Here is a 16,804-nt window from a genome sequence, read left to right on the forward strand (position 1 = left end):
CTCCCCTAATATTCGTTCCAGCTATAGAACAAATATTTAAAATAAATGTTTCATAAATGTTGCATTGGTGGTAAAATGAGGAACGCCGAGATCATCGCTTTCTCAGCATTGATGGCGGCACTAAGCTTAATACTGCAGGTGCTTCCTCTTAAGGTCAGAACTCCCTGGGGTATGAGCATAGATCTCGTTGCAGTTCCAATAATAACACTGTACTTTATCCTAGGGTTCCAAGCGTCGGTTTTTGGCCTTATCGTAATGACAATAGGCTTGTTTATAATCTCAGGCCCCCACACGATGGGGGTAGGGCCAATTATGAAGTTTTTTGCAACGCTTTCAGTTATCTTGGGATTGAAGATTTCCGAATATATAGTGAGAGATAAGAACCCTCTCTACATCCTTACGGCTTTCCTACTTTCGGCTGTAATAAGGGACATCTTGATGATAGCGCTTAACTATTACTTCGCCCTGCCACTGTATCTGAAGATGATTGGGTACAACATAACCTCAAGAACAGAGGTCATCAAAGTTGTAGAGGAGATGACAAAAATCCCATTCTGGCTCGCAATAGCCCTTCCAAACACCATCCAAACTGCTGTAGATATTTTCGTCGCATTACCTATAGCCAGGAAAGCCTCAAGGTTTCAGTAGGGGAATCCTCTCCCCAAGCATATCCTCATTTATTGCTTTTTTCACAATTATTGTTTCTCCTTCCAAAAGAACTACGGAGGTAGATATCTCTTCCATCAGGGCCAAAATTGCAGGGGAGAATTTCTCCGTGGCATCCCTATTGAGGAAGTAGAATGCCACTCTGCTTTCATTGCCCACGTAGTCAGACAGCATCTTTAACAGCTTCATATTTTCAAGCATGCTTCCAAGGAATATTAGCTTATGAATTCCAAGCACGAGATTAGTAAATGGAGGTTTTCCTGCTTTGTCCATAACTTTCGCATATTCCCCTACATTCATTATATATTTCCCAAGCTCAAGCTTCCCAATAACGCTACCTACATTCTTAGATCCACCAGTCTTTATGACTTTTATATTCTCTAACTTCCCAACATTAATTCCAGCTAACTTAAGCCTGACATAATACTCATACAAGCTATCCACTAAATCGTCCACCACGATCGGTAATTTTGAATATGTGACAATGTCATAGAAAAGCAACTCGGGCCTTGAGCACGCCGAATATTCTACTAAGACTGTCTCACCAAGCCTAAAATTCGATAAAAATTCTTCGAAGTCCATGACGATATACCTCCAGAATACATTAGCGTCTAATGCTTTTAAGCTTTAATGCATACTAGGCCCATAACTCCGCTTTAAATTATTTTTGAATAAGTGACAACTTTTGGTGCTATAAAAGCCCCAATCCTTTCAACATCTTTACCAATCTCAGTGATATTTCTTAACATCTCGAATACATTCCCCACTATCATGTTACCCTTAAAGGGTATGGCCTCCCCCCTCTGAACTTTATAACCCAGTTCTATGTTTAAAGAAAACTCGCCTGTTATTGAATTTGCTGTGTGTTCTCCATACACAGCCCTTATGAACACCCCCTCCTCCAGCGCAGAATCACCAGGGAGGATTATTATATTCGATGTTGATATCTCAGGTGTAGAATTGTATGACCTAGAGGCATTTCCACCCTCAATATGAAGCAACCGTCCATATTTTTCATCAGCCAAAAAAGACGTTAAAATGCCATTTTTAACTATTAGCTTTCTTCTTCCTGGGTTCCCTTCACCATCAAAAGGATAACTGTTAGTGCCACCCTCCAAAGTAGGATCATCAATTAGGGTGAAATTTTCTGATGAAACAACCTCACCAACTTTTGAGAATCTACTCTTGCCCAGGTACACGTTTTTTGCTAAAACATTAGGCAAGAATATCGAAAAAATGGAAGCTAAAGCCTTAGGCTCAATTATAATCTCTCCACTGAACCCATGTATCTTCTTAGCATTCCTACTAAGCTCAAATTCCCAAGTTGCATTTTCTTTTATATTTATTATCTCCCTCTCAACGTTCGGGAGCGTTCTGTATATTCCGAAGTGACTTCCAGTTCCCTTCCCTTTTGAGTATAGGTACAAGTGCATAGCAAACTCCGTACTCCGATCTCTGACGTTTATACCATTAGAGTTCACTATCTCCCTTTCTCTAACCTCAGACCCTATGGAAGCCTCTCCACTCTGAGGGATGTCTAGAAGGTCATGGCCCCAGGAAATAAGATTTTCAAGTGCCAGCCTTTCTATATCTTTATCGTACAACCCCTTAACGGTGGGATAAGCCTTAGGAACTGGAAATCCGGGATGATAATTTTTGCTCAACTTAGCAATCTTATAGGCACTTTTCACAAGATTTTCAAGCTTTTCTTCGCTCCAGCTAAAGCCGCTCAGATAAGAAAAACCGATATAACCGTCTACAATCACCCTAACGCCTACGCCTCCCACAATCTTATGCGTTGATCTCTCGATTTCTATCTCTTTAATCTTCCTAAATTTTACCGATGTGACTTGAGATTTTGAGAAATATATTTCCCAATCAACGTTCATTTTTTCAAGTATCCTTATAAGCTTGTCAATCACTCCAGACCCCCCACTATTGCCTCAGTTAAAATATGGGGACCTCCATCATCTACTGGGACCCATTGTCCCTTTCCACAAAAACCTGGGAATCCTACCTTAACATCATTGCCAATTGCCCTTATTGAATTAAGGATTTGAAGGATATCTCCGGAAAGTGCAACATCTCTTATCATCTCTTTAATTTCCCCATTCCTTATTATGTAGCCTTCCTTAGCTCCAAACATAAAACTTCCATTGGTAATATCTACCTGTCCACCCTTATCTCCAACCATATAAACCCCAAACTTAACTTCTTCAAGCATCTCATCAAATTCCCAATCTGAAGGAGCGACATAAGTGTTTGACATCCTAACTAAGGGAACATAACTTGAATTCTGAGCCCTTCCATGCCCATTGGGTTCAAGTCCAAGGACAGCGGAAGTTTCTCTATCAGTTAGATAATTAACTAGCACACCGTTTTTTATTATCTCGACTTTCTTTCCCCTGACCCCTTCGTCATCATATATATAGCTCCCGAACTTTCCAGGCAGTGTGGGGTCATCTATCACGGTTAATTCTTCAACTCCAATTTTCTTTCCAAGCATTCCAGTGAGTATACTCTCCCCGCTTCTCACAGAATCCGCTTCAGCAGCATGACCTAAGGCCTCGTGAATAAAAACTCCCGTAAGTTCGGGATCCATTATAACTGGCAACTTACCGGAAGGAGGAGATTTAGCCTCAAGTAGTTCAATTGCTTTTCTAACCACTATTTTAGACCAATATTGAAAATCTATCTTTTCAGCAAGCTCCCACCCCTGGGTACCTCCAAAATATTTCCAATAATTTTGCATTAACCCATTGGTCTTTGCAACAACTGATATTCCCATTATTATCCGTGGAGTTACTGTCTCAATGAAACTACCTTCAGAATTCAAGTAGATCTTTCTAACTATAGAGTCATGATAAAATGTCCTTCTGGTTTTTATCTTTCCCGTTTTAAGCATCTCATTTATCCCCAGGAAAAACTGAAGCTTATCCTCAAGATCTATATCCCTTAGATGTTTTCTCATCTTAATTTCAACTCTATCGCTTATTGGATCCCCAACATAGACTGAAGTTTTAGATTTAGAGAATTTTGCCATCTTCGTGGCAATCCTTAGAGTTTTCTCAAAATCTTCAACGTTCGTTGTAGATGAAAATCCCCAACCATTTATAAGAACCCTAACACCTATTCCAAAATCTTGATTTGCTTCAAGCTCCTCGACTTTTCCATTCTCTACATTTATGCTCACAAAATCGACTTCTTCAATTCTCACGTCTATGAATTTAGCCCTATACTTTTCCGAATATTCTTGGATAAGCCTTGCCATTTTTTCAAAGTTCATAGGCATCCACATCAACAACTAACCAAATACGTTAAAAATCTAAGGGAGTCACATCAACTTAGGAGGTGCACGAGATGGAAAAGAAAACCGGAACAACCACCGTAGGAATAAGAGTGAAGGAGGGAGTAGTTCTCGCCGCTGACACTCAAGCTTCACTCGATCACATGGTTGAAACACTCAACATTAGGAAGATAATCCCAATTACAGACAGAATAGCCATAACAACCGCTGGAAGCGTTGGAGATGTGCAAATGCTTGCAAGGAGGCTTGAAGCGGAGGCCAGGTACTATTATTTCACATGGGGGAGACCAATGAGTACAAGAGCGATGGCAAATTTACTCAGCAATTTACTCAATGAGAGCAAAGGACTTTACTTAGTCCAAATAATAATTGGAGGCTACGTTAATGAACCAACGATAGCAAGTCTAGATCCACTTGGAGGACTCATATTTGATAACTATACTGCCACCGGTTCAGGAACACCATTTGCCATAGCAATCTTAGAAGAGGAGTACAGGAAGAACCTCAGCATAGAAAAGGCAAAAGATTTGGCAGTTAAAGCTGTAAAAGCTGCAGGTAAGAGAGATGTTTATACGGGAAGCAAGAAGATCCAAGTTGTAACTATAACTAAGGAGGGCATGAAAGAAGAGTTCGTGACTATATAGGGAGCCTGAAAATTATGAGAACCTTATTTTCGATACTTCTTATTTTTATAGTTATATCCCAAGCTTTATCTTCAATATCCCCACCTGACATTGTTTTGAGGAAAATACAGTTTGTCGAGGGGGAAGTTGAAAAAATAAGGGGGCTAAAATTCCAAGAGCAACCTAAGGTGATAATTATAACTCGCCAGGATGCCAAAATTTTATTTTCTCCTCCAAAGCCCACCAAAGAAATGAAACTCAGGGAAATCATTTATAAAGCAACATTTATCCTACCCCCAGAGGCCAGCCTTCTCAAAAAAGAGAAGGAGGATACAGCTAATTGGATAGCAGCAACTATTGGTGAGAGGATATACATAATAAGGGAAAATTTCCTATCCTCAGGAGCCATAGCATTAAGGGCCACGGCACATGAGCTCACTCACATATTGCAGAGGAATTTTAACGCAACTTACAGTGGAAAAACACTTGATGAAACCCTCGCGATAAGAGCCTTAGTTGAAGGAGATGCAGACTTAGTGGCAGACATATTTTGCAAGGAAAACAATATCCCCATAGTTAAGATAACAAACATAAGTAGGAAGCATCTATACTGGAGCCTGAATGTATTCCCTTATGTCTTTGGCGATAGATTTGTGAGATACCTCTATGAAAAAGGAGGATGGGAACTTGTAAATGCCGTGTACAAAAACCCGCCTGCTTCAACTAAGGCAGTTATGTTCCCCAACTTATACCTAGAAGGATGGAAACCAAAGAGAGTCACAGTTAATGCTACGGGGGTCTTAGAGGATACGCTTGGGGCCTACTATGTATTCCTAATAACTTGGGAAGTTTACGATTGGAGTACTGCAATGAAGATAGCAAAGTCCTGGGTGGGAGACAAAATAGTACTAACAGAAGACGGAACCGTAATATGGAGAGTAGAGTTTAATAATGAAACATCGGCGGAGATGTTCGAAAGCGCGCTTAAAACTCTATCCTATCGTCAAAAATTTGGCAAATATATAATAAAAAGGACAAATACAACCGTCGATATGATAGCTCAGGGTAAACCTCCCTCATCATAGATCAGCTCGGATCCAGCTCATCATCACACTTTTAAGCTCATTAAAATATTCTACCTCAAGGTGGAAATCGTGTGTGGTATAATTGGTTATATTGGTCCAAGGAAGGCATCCACTATTATAGTTGACGGCCTTAAAAGGCTTGAGTATAGGGGATATGACTCAGCAGGGATAGCAACTTGTTATGAAGGTAAAATATTTCTCAGGAAAGGAGCAGGGAAAATAGACGAGTTACTCAGAAGGCTAAAATTCACAGAACTTCCAGGAAACATCGGTATAGGACACACAAGATGGGCAACCCATGGAGTTCCGAATGATATAAATGCTCATCCCCATCTTGACTGCACCGGAAAGATAGCCGTTGTTCATAATGGGATTATTGAAAACTTTCAAGAGATAAAAGAGGAGTTAGTAAAAAAAGGCCACGTTTTTAAGAGTGATACTGACACCGAAGTAATCGCTCATTTGATAGAAGAAAATCTTAGAATAGTGAAAAACTTTGAAGATGCTTTTCGGATGACTCTTTTAAGGTTAAGAGGGTCATATGCTTTAGTAGTTCTATTCGCAGATGATCCAGAAAGGCTATATGTGGCCAGAAAGGATAGTCCCCTAATTATCGGAATTGGGAAAGGAGAAAGTTTCATAGCAAGTGATATCCCGGCATTTTTAGCTTATACAAGGAAAGCAGTATTCCTAGATGATGGAGAGTATGGGATAGTGTCAAAGGATGGATTTTCCATAAGAGATATAATCACAGACTCTATCAAAGTCAAACATGTTCATGAAATAAAATGGACCCTTGAAATGGCGGAAAAAGGAGGTTACGAACACTTCATGCTAAAAGAGATCTTCGAGCAACCAAGAGCTATCAAAGATGCCGTTTATGGTAATATTGAAATTATAGATGGCGTGGCAGAACGGATATTAAATGCAGAGGATGTAATAATAGTAGGAATGGGAACGTCTTATCATGCGGCCCTTGTTGGCAAATATCTCATCCAAAGATTTGGAAAAATACCTATCATCGTTGAAGAGGCGAGCGAGTTTAGATACGAATATGAGAACTTGCTCGACAAGAACTCCCTCGTCATCGCGATAACTCAAAGCGGAGAAACTGCAGATACTGTAGCTGCAATGAAGCTTGCTAAAAAGGCTGGAGCAAGGGTAATAGGAATAGTAAACGTAGTAGGCAGTCTAGCAACAAGGATAGCCGAAACAACATTATACACGCACGCCGGCCCAGAAATAGGAGTAGCAGCAACAAAAACGTATACAACCCAATTAACCGTTCTTACGCTACTTGGTATTTCTCTAGGAAAGCTCCAAGGGGTTGATATAGGAGAAGTAGAGAGGACGATTCCCAGGTTACCAGATCTTGTAGATTCCGTATTGAAGTACAATGAAAAAATTAAAGAGTTAGCTAAAAGGCTTGAAGATAAAAGGGACTACTTCTACATCGGTAGGGGAATAAGCTATCCAACGGCCCTTGAAGGGGCACTCAAGATAAAGGAAATTGCTTATGTCCATGCCGAAGGACTCTCAGCAGGAGAGCTAAAGCACGGACCCCTTGCCTTAATAGAAGAAGGAGTTCCTGTTGTTGCAATAGCTCCAACAGGGAAAACTTTCGAAAAAATGCTCTCAAATATTGAGGAGGCAAGAGCAAGAGGAGGACTAATAATATCCCTCGGTGATGATATTAGACTCCAAGATGTCAGCAATGTTTTCTTAAGGATGCCAAGAGTTCCAGAAGAAATATCACCTATAGTCTACATAGTTCCGTTACAGTTATTAGCATATCACTTATCTGTCCTAAAGGGTCATAATCCTGACAGACCCAGAAACTTAGCAAAATCTGTGACCGTCGAATAAGGGGGTGAGAGTGTGGTCAACGTTAAAGGAAAAGAAAACGAAAAGGAAAGAAAGACAACATTTGCAACTAAATATCCCGCAATAAGGACTATAATAACATTTACACTTACATTGATTTTTGCATGGTACGGGTTTCATATAAGACATCTAACGGCCGGAAAATACTTTCCAGATCCAGATACTTTCTATCACTTCGAGATTTATAAGCTTGTACTACAAGAAGGATTGCCAAAATATTATCCAATGGCAGAGGCTCCCTTTGGTAGTTTAATTGGCGAACCTTTAGGGCTCTACATTTTACCCGCAATATTTTATAAGATCATTTCAGCTTTTGGTTACAACGAATTCCAAGCATTTTTACTTTGGCCCCCATTTGTTGGATTTCTAAGCGCTGTTGGAGTATATCTCTTAGGAAGAAAACTCCTAAATGACTGGGCAGGGCTATGGGCTGCGGCAATTTTAGCAATCTCTACAGCTAATTTCTCCAGGACGTTCTCTGGAAACGCAAGAGGTGATGGGCCATTCATGATGATTTTTGTGTTCTCCCTGCTCTCGTTGCTTTATTACCTTCACGAAGACAACGCTAAGAGAAAAGCAATTTGGGGGATAATTTTCGTATCCTTAGCAGGTCTTTCAACAATGGCATGGAATGGATCGCCCTTTGGACTGATGGTGCTCTTAGGTTTTGCATCATTACAAACAATAGCACTCTTTATATTTGGTAAAATTGAGGAAGTAAAGAGGTTTGTAAAAGAGTTCTATCCAGCCTATCTAGCAATTTTAATCTTAGCTTATCTACTTACAATACCGGGAATATCCAAGATACAGGGGTTTATCAAATTTGCATTTGAGGTCTTTTTAGGCCTAATCCTACTAGTAGTGATAATGCTGTACGGAGGGAAGTATCTAAACTATTCTGATAAGAAACATAGATTTGCAGTGGTTATGGTCGTTGTTCTCATAGGCTTTGCAGGGGCATACGCATACGTTGGTCCCAAGTTGTTTAGATTAATGGGAGGGGCCTATCAATCCACCCAGGTCTATCAAACAGTCCAAGAGCTCGCAAAGACAACGATGGCAGATATAAAGGCATATTACGGAGTAGAGAAACCTAATGGTTTAATATTCTTCCTCAGTATCCCAGGGTTCTTAGTTATGATAGCTTCGTACCTTCATGGCCTCCTAAAAAGTGGAAAAAGTCAACATAAAGAAATCTTAGGCATTGTATTTTACTTAATGTCCCTCTACCTACTCTCCCTAGCCGTTAGATTCCTATTCCTAGCGAGTTATGCGATAGCGCTCTTCGCTGGAATATCAGTAGGATATGCAATGGATATCGTCGAAAAAATGAAGGAAGGAATAGGAATAAAAGCAGCGCTGGCAATTGTTATATCAATAATGATCCTTCTAATTCCAATAACTCACGGCCCAATATTAGCGAGAGCGGCAAAAGCTATGAGCAAGACGGAAATTGAGACGAGTGGATGGGAACAGGTACTAAAGTGGTTGAGAGAAAACACTTCAAAATATGCAACTGCCACCTCTTGGTGGGACTATGGATACTGGATAGAGTCAAGCTTACTAGGAAATAGAAGAGCTAGCGCGGATGGGGGTCATGCTAGGGATAGAGATCATATCTTGGCTTTATTCCTAGCAAGAGACGGAAATATTAGCGAGGTAGACTTTGAAAGTTGGGAACTTAATTATTTCATTGTGTATCTTAACGACTGGGCCAAGTTCAATGCAATTAGCTATTTAGGAGGTGCCATAACAAGAAGGGAATATCAGGGAGATGAAGAAGGGAAAGGGCAGGTATCAACAATATTCCTAGTCCCAAGATTTGGAGAGAATTATATTAATCCATACATAGGAGTCTCAATTGAGGTACTAAATAGCTCCCAAGTTAAGGTAAAAATTGGGTCAACTGAATGTAGTCCCATTCTCGGAGTATTTATACCAGGGAATAAGAGAATTCAAGGAACAGGAACATGTGATAATGGAGGAAGATTTCCTTACGTTGTGTACCTCCTTCCAAGCATTGCCGTCGTTACATACTACAAAGTCGCGAGTAGCAATTTCGTAAAGCTAGCTTATGGAATTCCATCGTCAACAGAGCCAGAATTCACGGACAAGTTATTCTCAAACTTTGATCCAGTGTACCAATACGGAAACGTCGTCGTGTACAAGTTTACGCCCTTTGCCATCTATAAGCTCCAAGAATTAATAAACGGAACTTGGAAGACCATCACAACTTTATCCCCTGGGGAGCACACACTGAAACTATACATTTCGGCGTTTGGAAGGGACATTAAAAACGCCACACTCTACGTTGAGGCGATAAATGGAACTGAAGTTAGAAGGATAAAAATAGGAGAAATTAAGTATATGAGCCACATAAACGAGACTCCCCTAATCGTTAATGTAACACTACCCCAAGCCGAGAAGTACAGATTCATTCTAGTTCAAAAAGGCCCTGTTGGTGTCCTAACTGAACCACCAAAAGTCAATGGAAAGATAGTTAGCCCAATAAAGGTACTAAAAGAGGGACAGTCTGGCAAACTTGAACTAAAAGTGGGAGTGGACAAGGATTACAAGGCAGACCTATACTTGCGGGTCACCTTCATATATTTAACAAGGAAAGGAGGCAAAAGCAATGATGATTACGATGCTGCATTTGAACCCCATATGGACGTATTCTTTGCAACGAAAGTTAAATCAGGAATAGAACTGCACAAAGGAGATGACAATGTAGTTGTTGCAGAGGTCAAAATGCCCGAAGGAGTCATCTCTAACTATAAGAAGGAGCTAGAGGAGAAATATGGGGACAGGCTAATAATTAGGGGAATAAGAGTAGAACCAGTGTTCATAGCAGAGAAAGAGTATACATTAATAGAGGTCAGAGCATCGGCTCCTCATCACAGTTCAGAGTGAGGGAAAAATTCATCATCCCTATTTCCCTTTTCCTTGTTCTCTTCCTTAAATAAAAATTTAAAAATATTCAGGCCTCTTTAAGGCCTATATCAAGGAGCTTCATGTAAGCGTACCAAGCTTGACCCTGAACGGCAAATACTCCCTCAAGCTGCAATGGAACCGGAAGGGATGAGGTAAGGACAGCATAACCCTTTGCACTACCCTGGCCAGTAAAGGAGTACGTCCACTCAACTTTTGAAGTCCTGAATTTATGACCGGCAACTACAACAGTACTCTGGGGAGTTATCCTGTAGTTGTAAGATATGCCCATGTAAGAGAACGACTCTTCAGCAGGTGTGTAGAGGTTCTCCTCCTCTAAGGCTGACCAAAATGGAAACTGATATACTGCAAAAAAGCTCCCATACAGGTTCTCAACCTCTTCTGAATTAGTGAACCAGCCGAGATCTCCATTTTCGTAAGGCATGTAATTATAGTTCCCAACACCGGCTGGATTGTACATCTCGTACATTTTGTCACCGCTAATGAGCTTGATAGCAACGAAGTTCTGGCCGGCAAATATCATAGTAGCAGGAACCGGGAATGTAAAGTACATGTCCATAACGTCGGATTCACCGTTCGTCCAAACGTAGACCTCAAGCACATCCCCATTCTTGGGGATAAGTTCCGTGTAGTATTCGTAGACCTCATACTCCCCAATCTTAACTTTCTCGATTTCTCCACTCTCGGAGTTAAAGCTAGAGCCGTAAACTTCTATTTTCGCCTTTTTTCTTTCCTTTATTACCGTGTACTCTTTGACTTCATTAGATCCAGGGTACCTGACCTTGTACTCGTACCTTAGGGAAGCTATATGGTACTTCTTTCCTTTAATTTCAATGGGTTTGGAAACGTCCCAAGGAGAGGCCCAAGTCCCGTACTCTTCCTGGGTTTCTGACTGCGTATTCTCCTGAGGTGTAGTCTCCTGAACTTCTGATTCCATGGGCATTTTAGTGGGAACATTGCCCCCAATACAGCCGCTGATTATTAGAACAGCGACTGCAAGGGCCAACAATACAACGAATTTTCTCAAACTTAACACCTCCAAGGCCCCCAGAAGAGGAGCCTTAAAAATTTCTAAGCATTTGAAGTTTATACAGATTTCGCAAAGTTTTATATTTCCAAAGGTAAAGCTAAGCATGGGCCCGGCTCCCGCCCTCTCCGGGGAATCGTGAACCGGGGGTTCCGGCCGGGCCTACAGGGGATGAAGAGCTTTTGCTTTGCTGAGAAGATGATGACCACGCCCTTCGCTGACCTGCTTTTTGACAAATATTTTGAAAAATTTTGAACAAATAACCGAAGGATTTATATAGAAGGGTCAAGAAGAAGGCCCAGTTAAGGTGATGCTCATGATCGAGAAGACGTACTGTGGAGAGGTAAAACCAGAGCTTGATGGCCAGAGGGTCAAGCTCGCCGGATGGGTTTACAGCAACATGAGAGTTGGGAAGAAGATATTCCTGTGGATTAGAGACTCAACTGGAATAGTTCAGACTGTAATTGCCAAAAACATAGTTGGAGAGGAGGTTTTTGAGAAGGCAAAGAAGCTTGGAAGAGAGTCGAGTGTTATAGTGGAGGGAATAGTTAAAGCTGATGAGAGGGCCCCAGGAGGGGCAGAAGTTCACGTCGAAAAACTTGAAGTAATACAGGCCGTAAGCGAGTTCCCAATTCCAGAGAACCCAGGGCAAGCAAGTCCTGAGTTATTGCTCGACTATAGGCACCTCCACATAAGAACTCCTAAAGTCTCAGCGATAATGAAGGTTAAGGAAACCCTCATTATGGCAGCGAGGGAGTGGCTCCTGAAGAACGGATGGCACGAAGTATTTCCCCCAATACTCGTGACGGGGGCCGTGGAAGGGGGAGCAACCCTATTTAAGCTTAAATACTTTGATAAGTACGCTTACCTGAGCCAATCCGCCCAACTGTATTTGGAGGCCGCAATCTTTGGCCTTGAGAAGGTCTGGTCACTCACTCCAAGCTTTAGAGCAGAGAAAAGCAGGACTAGAAGGCACCTAACGGAGTTCTGGCATCTCGAACTTGAGGGGGCCTGGATGGATCTCTGGGACATAATGAAAGTCGAAGAGGAACTAGTGAGTTACATGGTTCAGAGAACGCTCGAGTTAAGGAAAAAGGAAATAGAGATGTTTAGGGACGATCTAACAACGCTGAAGAACACAGAACCACCATTCCCAAGGATAAGCTACGACGAGGCAATAGAAATACTCCAGAACAAAGGCGTAAAGATCGAGTGGGGAGATGATATGGGGGCCGATGAGGAGAGGGTTCTCACGGAGGAGTTCGACAGGCCATTCTTCGTTTACGGCTATCCAAAGCACATTAAGGCCTTCTATATGAAAGAGGATCCTCAAGACCCCAGGAAGGTTTTAGCAGCAGACATGCTAGCTCCGGAAGGCTACGGAGAGATAATTGGAGGATCGGAGAGAGAAGATAACTACGATAAGCTTGTTCAGAGGATAATAGAGGAGGGAATGAACCCCAAAGACTATGAGTGGTATCTTGACCTGAGAAAGTACGGCTCAGTGCCGCACAGTGGCTTTGGCTTAGGTGTTGAGAGACTTGTTGCGTGGGTTCTGAAGCTTGATCATATAAGGTGGGCCACGCTCTTCCCAAGGACTCCAGCTAGAATTTACCCATGATCACTGCAACCCTAACGGTTTTCTTTTCCCTAACTTTATTCCCAAAGTATACCGCGAGAATCCAGAAGGGAATACCAACTATTATCCCCACAATAATTGAGTGCGTGTAATCACTCACAAACGCGAAAGACAAAGCCCAGAAGAGGATCATCGTAACTTTAAGTATCCTGAACTTTCTGACGTTCCCGCTATAGTTTTCAAAGGCATCCAAAACAGTTCCAAAGTATATCAGCCCAATTGAAGCCAGAGCTAGGAAATAGACCCATCCACCAACTTTTAGATAAGCCAGCGTGAAGAACAAAAACCCTACAATGACCCCAATTATCTGCAAAGTCTTTCCAATTTTCATGAATTAGAATTCACGAACTACCCTTAAAAATATTGTCAACGTCTGAAGGCAACTTCAACTAGAGGATCGGGAATGAAGTACCCGCCGTCCCTCTTTTCGAGATAGCCATAACGAACTAAATTCTTAAGCAAGTCGGAGAATCTTTTGTCATCGATTTTCCCGCTCATTAGTTCAAGCTTTTCCTTTATTTCACTCCACCTATGAGTTCCCTGGGCAACTATCTTCATTATAAGTTCATACTTCTTTGATAACTTCTTCAACTTTGAGAACTCCAAATTTATTAATCTCTTTGCATCTTCCTTCAGCTTTTCAAGCGCCTTCAGGTGAGAATAGCCGAGATACCGGTTATAACCGTAGAGCGTTAACCATCCAACAATACCATCAAGCTCCTCAACGGCCTCCCTTATCTCTTCTTCTGGAACTTCGAGGTTTAACTCCTCGAATCCCCTCCTTAAAAATCATAGCTCTCCGAATAGCTGAACCTGCTAAGCCTGATTTCGGCATAGGGCCTTCCAAAGAGAGGTGATTCTGGGTCGTGAAGCCTGAGAAAATCCTCGAGCAATCCCACCTCGGATCCCGTTAGGATGAAGGTTACGTTTTCAAGCTCATCTATGGCCCAAGAAATCAGCATATCATACCTTGTTCTTGAGAACCTAAGGTACTGAGCTTCATCAATAGCGATGACAAATCTGCCCATGGAGTTCAACCTCTCAAGGATTTCGGAGAGGCTTACCTCATGGGTAACCTCAAATTCCACCCCAAGAACTTTTATACCTTTTATGCTTCCCAAGATCTCTCGAACTTTCTCGAGAGGCGAATATTTAACCAATTCGCGGAGGATCGCCCTGGACTACTTCTTCTTTTGGAACTTCACCGAACTCAGAATATATCTTGGCAGCATCAATCTTAACGCTTGGATATTTAATTTCATTTAATGCGACGTTGACCAATGAGCTCTTTCCAAGTCTTCTGATTCCAAAAATCGCAATAAGTCCAATCTTTTTTTCGATGAACTTCTTTATAGATTCGAGCTCATATTCCCTGTCATAAAGCTCTTCCCTGGTAGTCTTTGGCCTTGGGTTAAATAGCATTAGTCCCACCAGGTAACATTCAAATTCCATGGATATAAACGTTTAGAAGTCAAAAGCCCATTTTGGATACTCCCCAGTTAAACATGCCATGCAGAGCTTGTCAGTACCAACAGCCCTCTTTAAGCCTTCAATGCTTAGATATGCAAGAGAATCAGCCCCTATCTCCCTCCTTATGTCCTCAACGCTCCTCCACGCTGCAATGAGCTCGTGTCTCGTTGGAATGTCAATCCCCATGTAGCAGGGGTACCTTATCGGCGGGGAGGCTATCCTAACGTGCACCTCCTTAGCGCCAGCATCCCTCAGCATTTTCACTATCTTCGTCATGGTCGTTCCCCTAACTATGGAATCGTCAACAAGCACTACCCTCCTTCCATTTACAACCTCCTTAACGGGTGAAAGCTTTAGCTTTACCTTCAGCCCCCTACCGGCGGGCATTATGAAAGTTCTCCCAATGTAACGGTTCTTTATCAACCCCTCCATGTAAGGAATTCCGCTCTCATGGGCGAAGCCTAATGCAGCTGTTCTCCCTGAGTCGGGGACGGCAATAACGACGTCACCCTCAGCAGGGCTCTCCCTGGCGAGCTCAACGCCCATCCTGTAGCGGGCACAGTAGACGCTTATCCCGTCAATAATGCTGTCAGGCCTTGCAAAGTATATGTACTCAAAGACGCAGTGCCTTCTTTCGGCTTTAGCCAGAACTTTGCTGTAAACTTCATTCTCTTCAACTACGAAAACCTCCCCGGGCTCAACGTCCCTTGTTTCAAGCCCGAACATCTTAAGGGCAGAATCCTCGGAGGCGAAATAGTGGCCATCACCAATACCATAGCTTAAAGGCCTAAATCCAACAGGATCCCTCGCAACTATGAGCTTTCCATTAAAGAGCATGACGATAGAATAAGCCCCTCTAACTTCATTGAAAACCTCTCTCATAGCCTCAAACTCATCCTTAAGCTCGCTGTAGTGCCTCAAAAAAGAAACACCAATAAGCTCGGTATCAACAGAAGATTTAAACTTAAATCCTCTCTCTTCGTACCTCCTTCTCACAGGAAGAAAATTAGTTAAGGTGCCGTTGTGGGCTATTGCAAGCCTATAACCACAACACTCAACCTCAAAGGGCTGAACCTCGCTTAACGATCCAGATGTGGAGTACCTCACGTGCCCTATTGCAAGCTTGGACTTAGCCCCATTTAGGGAGTTCTCCTTGAAGACTTCAGAAACGAGGCCGTGACCCTTAACGGTCTTGATTCCATTATCCCAAAAGCTGATCCCCGCACCTTCCTGACCCCTATGCTGAAGAGCTATGAGAGCGAAATATGCCTTTTTAGGGGCTTCCTGGGTTAACGCCCCAAATATCCCGCACTTTTCTCTCATTATTTCACCTCTTCTTGCCTTTGCCAGCTATATGTTTAAAAACTCTTAAAAGGATTATGATTTTTACATGAATATGGTGAAAATTATGGAGGTATACGAGGGAAAGGCGAAGAAAGTGATACCCATTGACGAGGACAAGCTCATAATGGAGTTTAAAGATGATGCTACGGCCTTTGATGGAGTTAAAAAGGCAAAATTCAAGGGAAAGGGGTGGCTGAACGCTCAAATTTCCGCGAGACTATTCAAACTCCTTGAAGAGCATGGAATAAAGACACACTTCATTGGCGTTGCTGGAGATAACAGGCTGATAGTTGAGAAGCTCAAGATGTACCCAATCGAAGTTGTGGTGAGGAACGTGGTCGCGGGAAGCTTAAAGAAAAGGCTTCCCCTTCCGGAAGGCTATGAATTGCCAGAACCCATAGTCGAGCTGTATTATAAGAGTGATGAACTCCACGATCCAATGATAAACCACTACCACGCAAAGATTCTAGGCGTCAGCGAAGAGGAAATTAAGGAAATGGAAAGGATTGCCCTAAAGGTGAATGAGATACTCAAAAAGTACTTCGAGGAGAGGGGGATAACCCTCGTGGACTTCAAACTTGAGTTTGGGAAGAACAAGAAAGGTGAGATAGTGTTGGCTGATGAGATAAGCCCAGACACGTGCAGATTCTGGGACGCCAAAACTAAGAGGAGTCTAGACAAGGACGTGTTCAGGTTCGACAAGGGAGACCTAATAGAGGCATACAGGGAGCTCTACAGGAGGCTCACAGGTGAAGAAGCACCAACTTTCTAAGAAAGTTTATTATCCCCTTTCCCAACTAATTCTGG

15 protein-coding genes, 1 other RNA gene and 2 pseudogenes are annotated in these 16,804 nt (G+C 42.2%); 8 read left to right on the forward strand and 10 right to left on the reverse strand.

Translation table 11 applies throughout. The features are described from left to right. The first annotated feature begins 75 nt into the window (after positions 1–75). Positions 76–648: an ECF transporter S component gene (locus P8X24_RS06710; RefSeq protein ID WP_372914745.1), complete on the forward strand. Its 573-nt coding sequence runs from the start codon at positions 76–78 to the stop codon at positions 646–648. Here the strand turns inward: P8X24_RS06710 and P8X24_RS06715 are convergent. The 3 genes from P8X24_RS06715 to P8X24_RS06725 all read right to left on the reverse strand — a co-directional run bounded on the left by P8X24_RS06715 (position 634) and on the right by P8X24_RS06725 (position 3,952). Further along, a complete protein-coding gene (locus P8X24_RS06715; protein WP_372914747.1) occupies positions 634–1,248 on the reverse strand; it encodes a DUF257 family protein in 615 nt (204 codons plus the stop codon). The two genes, P8X24_RS06710 and P8X24_RS06715, sit on opposite strands and share 15 nt — an antisense overlap. 74 nt (positions 1,249–1,322) lie before the next feature. Further along, entirely contained in the window at positions 1,323–2,588 is a 1,266-nt protein-coding gene (locus P8X24_RS06720) for a TldD/PmbA family protein (protein WP_372914749.1), read from the reverse strand. Continuing rightward, a complete protein-coding gene (locus P8X24_RS06725) occupies positions 2,585–3,952 on the reverse strand; it encodes a TldD/PmbA family protein (protein ID WP_372914751.1) in 1,368 nt (455 codons plus the stop codon). The genes P8X24_RS06720 and P8X24_RS06725 overlap by 4 nt, the downstream gene beginning before the upstream one ends. A gap of 74 nt (positions 3,953–4,026) precedes the next feature. Here P8X24_RS06725 and psmB point away from each other — a divergent pair, with 74 nt between their 5' ends. From psmB to P8X24_RS06750, 5 genes and pseudogenes are all read left to right on the forward strand, one after another. Then, positions 4,027–4,617 (forward strand): archaeal proteasome endopeptidase complex subunit beta, encoded by a 591-nt coding sequence (psmB, locus tag P8X24_RS06730; protein WP_372914753.1) that lies wholly within the window; start codon positions 4,027–4,029, stop codon positions 4,615–4,617. 230 nt (positions 4,618–4,847) lie between these two features. Continuing rightward, positions 4,848–5,681, forward strand: coding sequence for a hypothetical protein (locus P8X24_RS06735; protein ID WP_372914755.1), 834 nt, complete (start codon positions 4,848–4,850; stop codon positions 5,679–5,681). Between the two features lie 69 nt (positions 5,682–5,750). Next, a complete protein-coding gene (gene glmS / locus P8X24_RS06740; RefSeq protein ID WP_372914757.1) occupies positions 5,751–7,547 on the forward strand; it encodes a glutamine--fructose-6-phosphate transaminase (isomerizing) in 1,797 nt (598 codons plus the stop codon). Positions 7,548–7,559: 12 nt separating this feature from the next. Further along, positions 7,560–9,593, forward strand: a pseudogene (locus P8X24_RS06745) (STT3 domain-containing protein); the annotation flags it as partial. Positions 9,594–9,725: 132 nt separating this feature from the next. After that, a pseudogene (locus P8X24_RS06750) lies at positions 9,726–10,403 on the forward strand (peptide transporter); the annotation flags it as partial. A gap of 37 nt (positions 10,404–10,440) precedes the next feature. On the opposite strand, the gene P8X24_RS06755 reads toward P8X24_RS06750, so the two are convergent. Together P8X24_RS06755 and P8X24_RS06760 are read right to left on the reverse strand one after the other, a co-directional pair. Next, positions 10,441–10,498, reverse strand: an RNA gene (locus P8X24_RS06755) — C/D box small nucleolar RNA. A gap of 47 nt (positions 10,499–10,545) precedes the next feature. Beyond that, positions 10,546–11,544, reverse strand: a complete 999-nt coding sequence (locus P8X24_RS06760) for a hypothetical protein (protein ID WP_372914759.1) — start codon at positions 11,542–11,544, stop codon at positions 10,546–10,548. Between the two features lie 316 nt (positions 11,545–11,860). Here P8X24_RS06760 and asnS point away from each other — a divergent pair, with 316 nt between their 5' ends. Further along, positions 11,861–13,165 (forward strand): asparagine--tRNA ligase, encoded by a 1,305-nt coding sequence (gene asnS / locus P8X24_RS06770; RefSeq protein ID WP_372914761.1) that lies wholly within the window; start codon positions 11,861–11,863, stop codon positions 13,163–13,165. Here the strand turns inward: asnS and P8X24_RS06775 are convergent. The 5 genes from P8X24_RS06775 to purF form a co-directional block, all read right to left on the reverse strand. Further along, positions 13,149–13,514 carry a hypothetical protein gene (locus P8X24_RS06775; RefSeq protein WP_372914763.1) on the reverse strand — a complete coding sequence of 122 codons (366 nt, stop codon included), beginning with the start codon at positions 13,512–13,514 and terminating at the stop codon, positions 13,149–13,151. The two genes, asnS and P8X24_RS06775, sit on opposite strands and share 17 nt — an antisense overlap. A gap of 35 nt (positions 13,515–13,549) precedes the next feature. After that, positions 13,550–13,789 carry a hypothetical protein gene (locus tag P8X24_RS06780; RefSeq protein WP_372914765.1) on the reverse strand — a complete coding sequence of 80 codons (240 nt, stop codon included), beginning with the start codon at positions 13,787–13,789 and terminating at the stop codon, positions 13,550–13,552. 176 nt (positions 13,790–13,965) lie between these two features. Next, entirely contained in the window at positions 13,966–14,271 is a 306-nt protein-coding gene (locus tag P8X24_RS06785; RefSeq protein WP_372914767.1) for a hypothetical protein, read from the reverse strand. 64 nt (positions 14,272–14,335) lie between these two features. Further along, positions 14,336–14,614, reverse strand: coding sequence for a hypothetical protein (locus tag P8X24_RS06790; RefSeq protein WP_372914769.1), 279 nt, complete (start codon positions 14,612–14,614; stop codon positions 14,336–14,338). 33 nt (positions 14,615–14,647) lie between these two features. Further along, entirely contained in the window at positions 14,648–15,976 is a 1,329-nt protein-coding gene (gene purF, locus P8X24_RS06795) for an amidophosphoribosyltransferase (RefSeq protein WP_372914771.1), read from the reverse strand. A gap of 85 nt (positions 15,977–16,061) precedes the next feature. On the opposite strand from purF, the gene purC reads away from it, so the two are divergent. Next, positions 16,062–16,769, forward strand: coding sequence for a phosphoribosylaminoimidazolesuccinocarboxamide synthase (gene purC / locus P8X24_RS06800; protein ID WP_372915322.1), 708 nt, complete (start codon positions 16,062–16,064; stop codon positions 16,767–16,769). Positions 16,770–16,804 lie beyond the last annotated feature (35 nt).

This window comes from Pyrococcus kukulkanii (assembly GCF_041647995.1).
GTDB lineage: Archaea > Methanobacteriota_B > Thermococci > Thermococcales > Thermococcaceae > Pyrococcus.

Excerpts from the sequence above, each read along its gene's own strand:
- purF (WP_372914771.1), bottom strand. The coding sequence starts at position 15,976 with ATGAGAGAAAAGTGCGGGATATTTGGGGCGTTAACCCAGGAAGCCCCT.
- psmB (WP_372914753.1), top strand. The coding sequence starts at position 4,027 with ATGGAAAAGAAAACCGGAACAACCACCGTAGGAATAAGAGTGAAGGAG.
- purC (WP_372915322.1), top strand. The coding sequence starts at position 16,062 with ATGGAGGTATACGAGGGAAAGGCGAAGAAAGTGATACCCATTGACGAG.
- P8X24_RS06735 (WP_372914755.1), top strand. The coding sequence starts at position 4,848 with ATGAAACTCAGGGAAATCATTTATAAAGCAACATTTATCCTACCCCCA.
- asnS (WP_372914761.1), top strand. The coding sequence starts at position 11,861 with ATGATCGAGAAGACGTACTGTGGAGAGGTAAAACCAGAGCTTGATGGC.
- P8X24_RS06710 (WP_372914745.1), top strand. The coding sequence starts at position 76 with ATGAGGAACGCCGAGATCATCGCTTTCTCAGCATTGATGGCGGCACTA.
- P8X24_RS06715 (WP_372914747.1), bottom strand. The coding sequence starts at position 1,248 with ATGGACTTCGAAGAATTTTTATCGAATTTTAGGCTTGGTGAGACAGTC.
- P8X24_RS06725 (WP_372914751.1), bottom strand. The coding sequence starts at position 3,952 with ATGAACTTTGAAAAAATGGCAAGGCTTATCCAAGAATATTCGGAAAAG.
- P8X24_RS06775 (WP_372914763.1), bottom strand. The coding sequence starts at position 13,514 with ATGAAAATTGGAAAGACTTTGCAGATAATTGGGGTCATTGTAGGGTTT.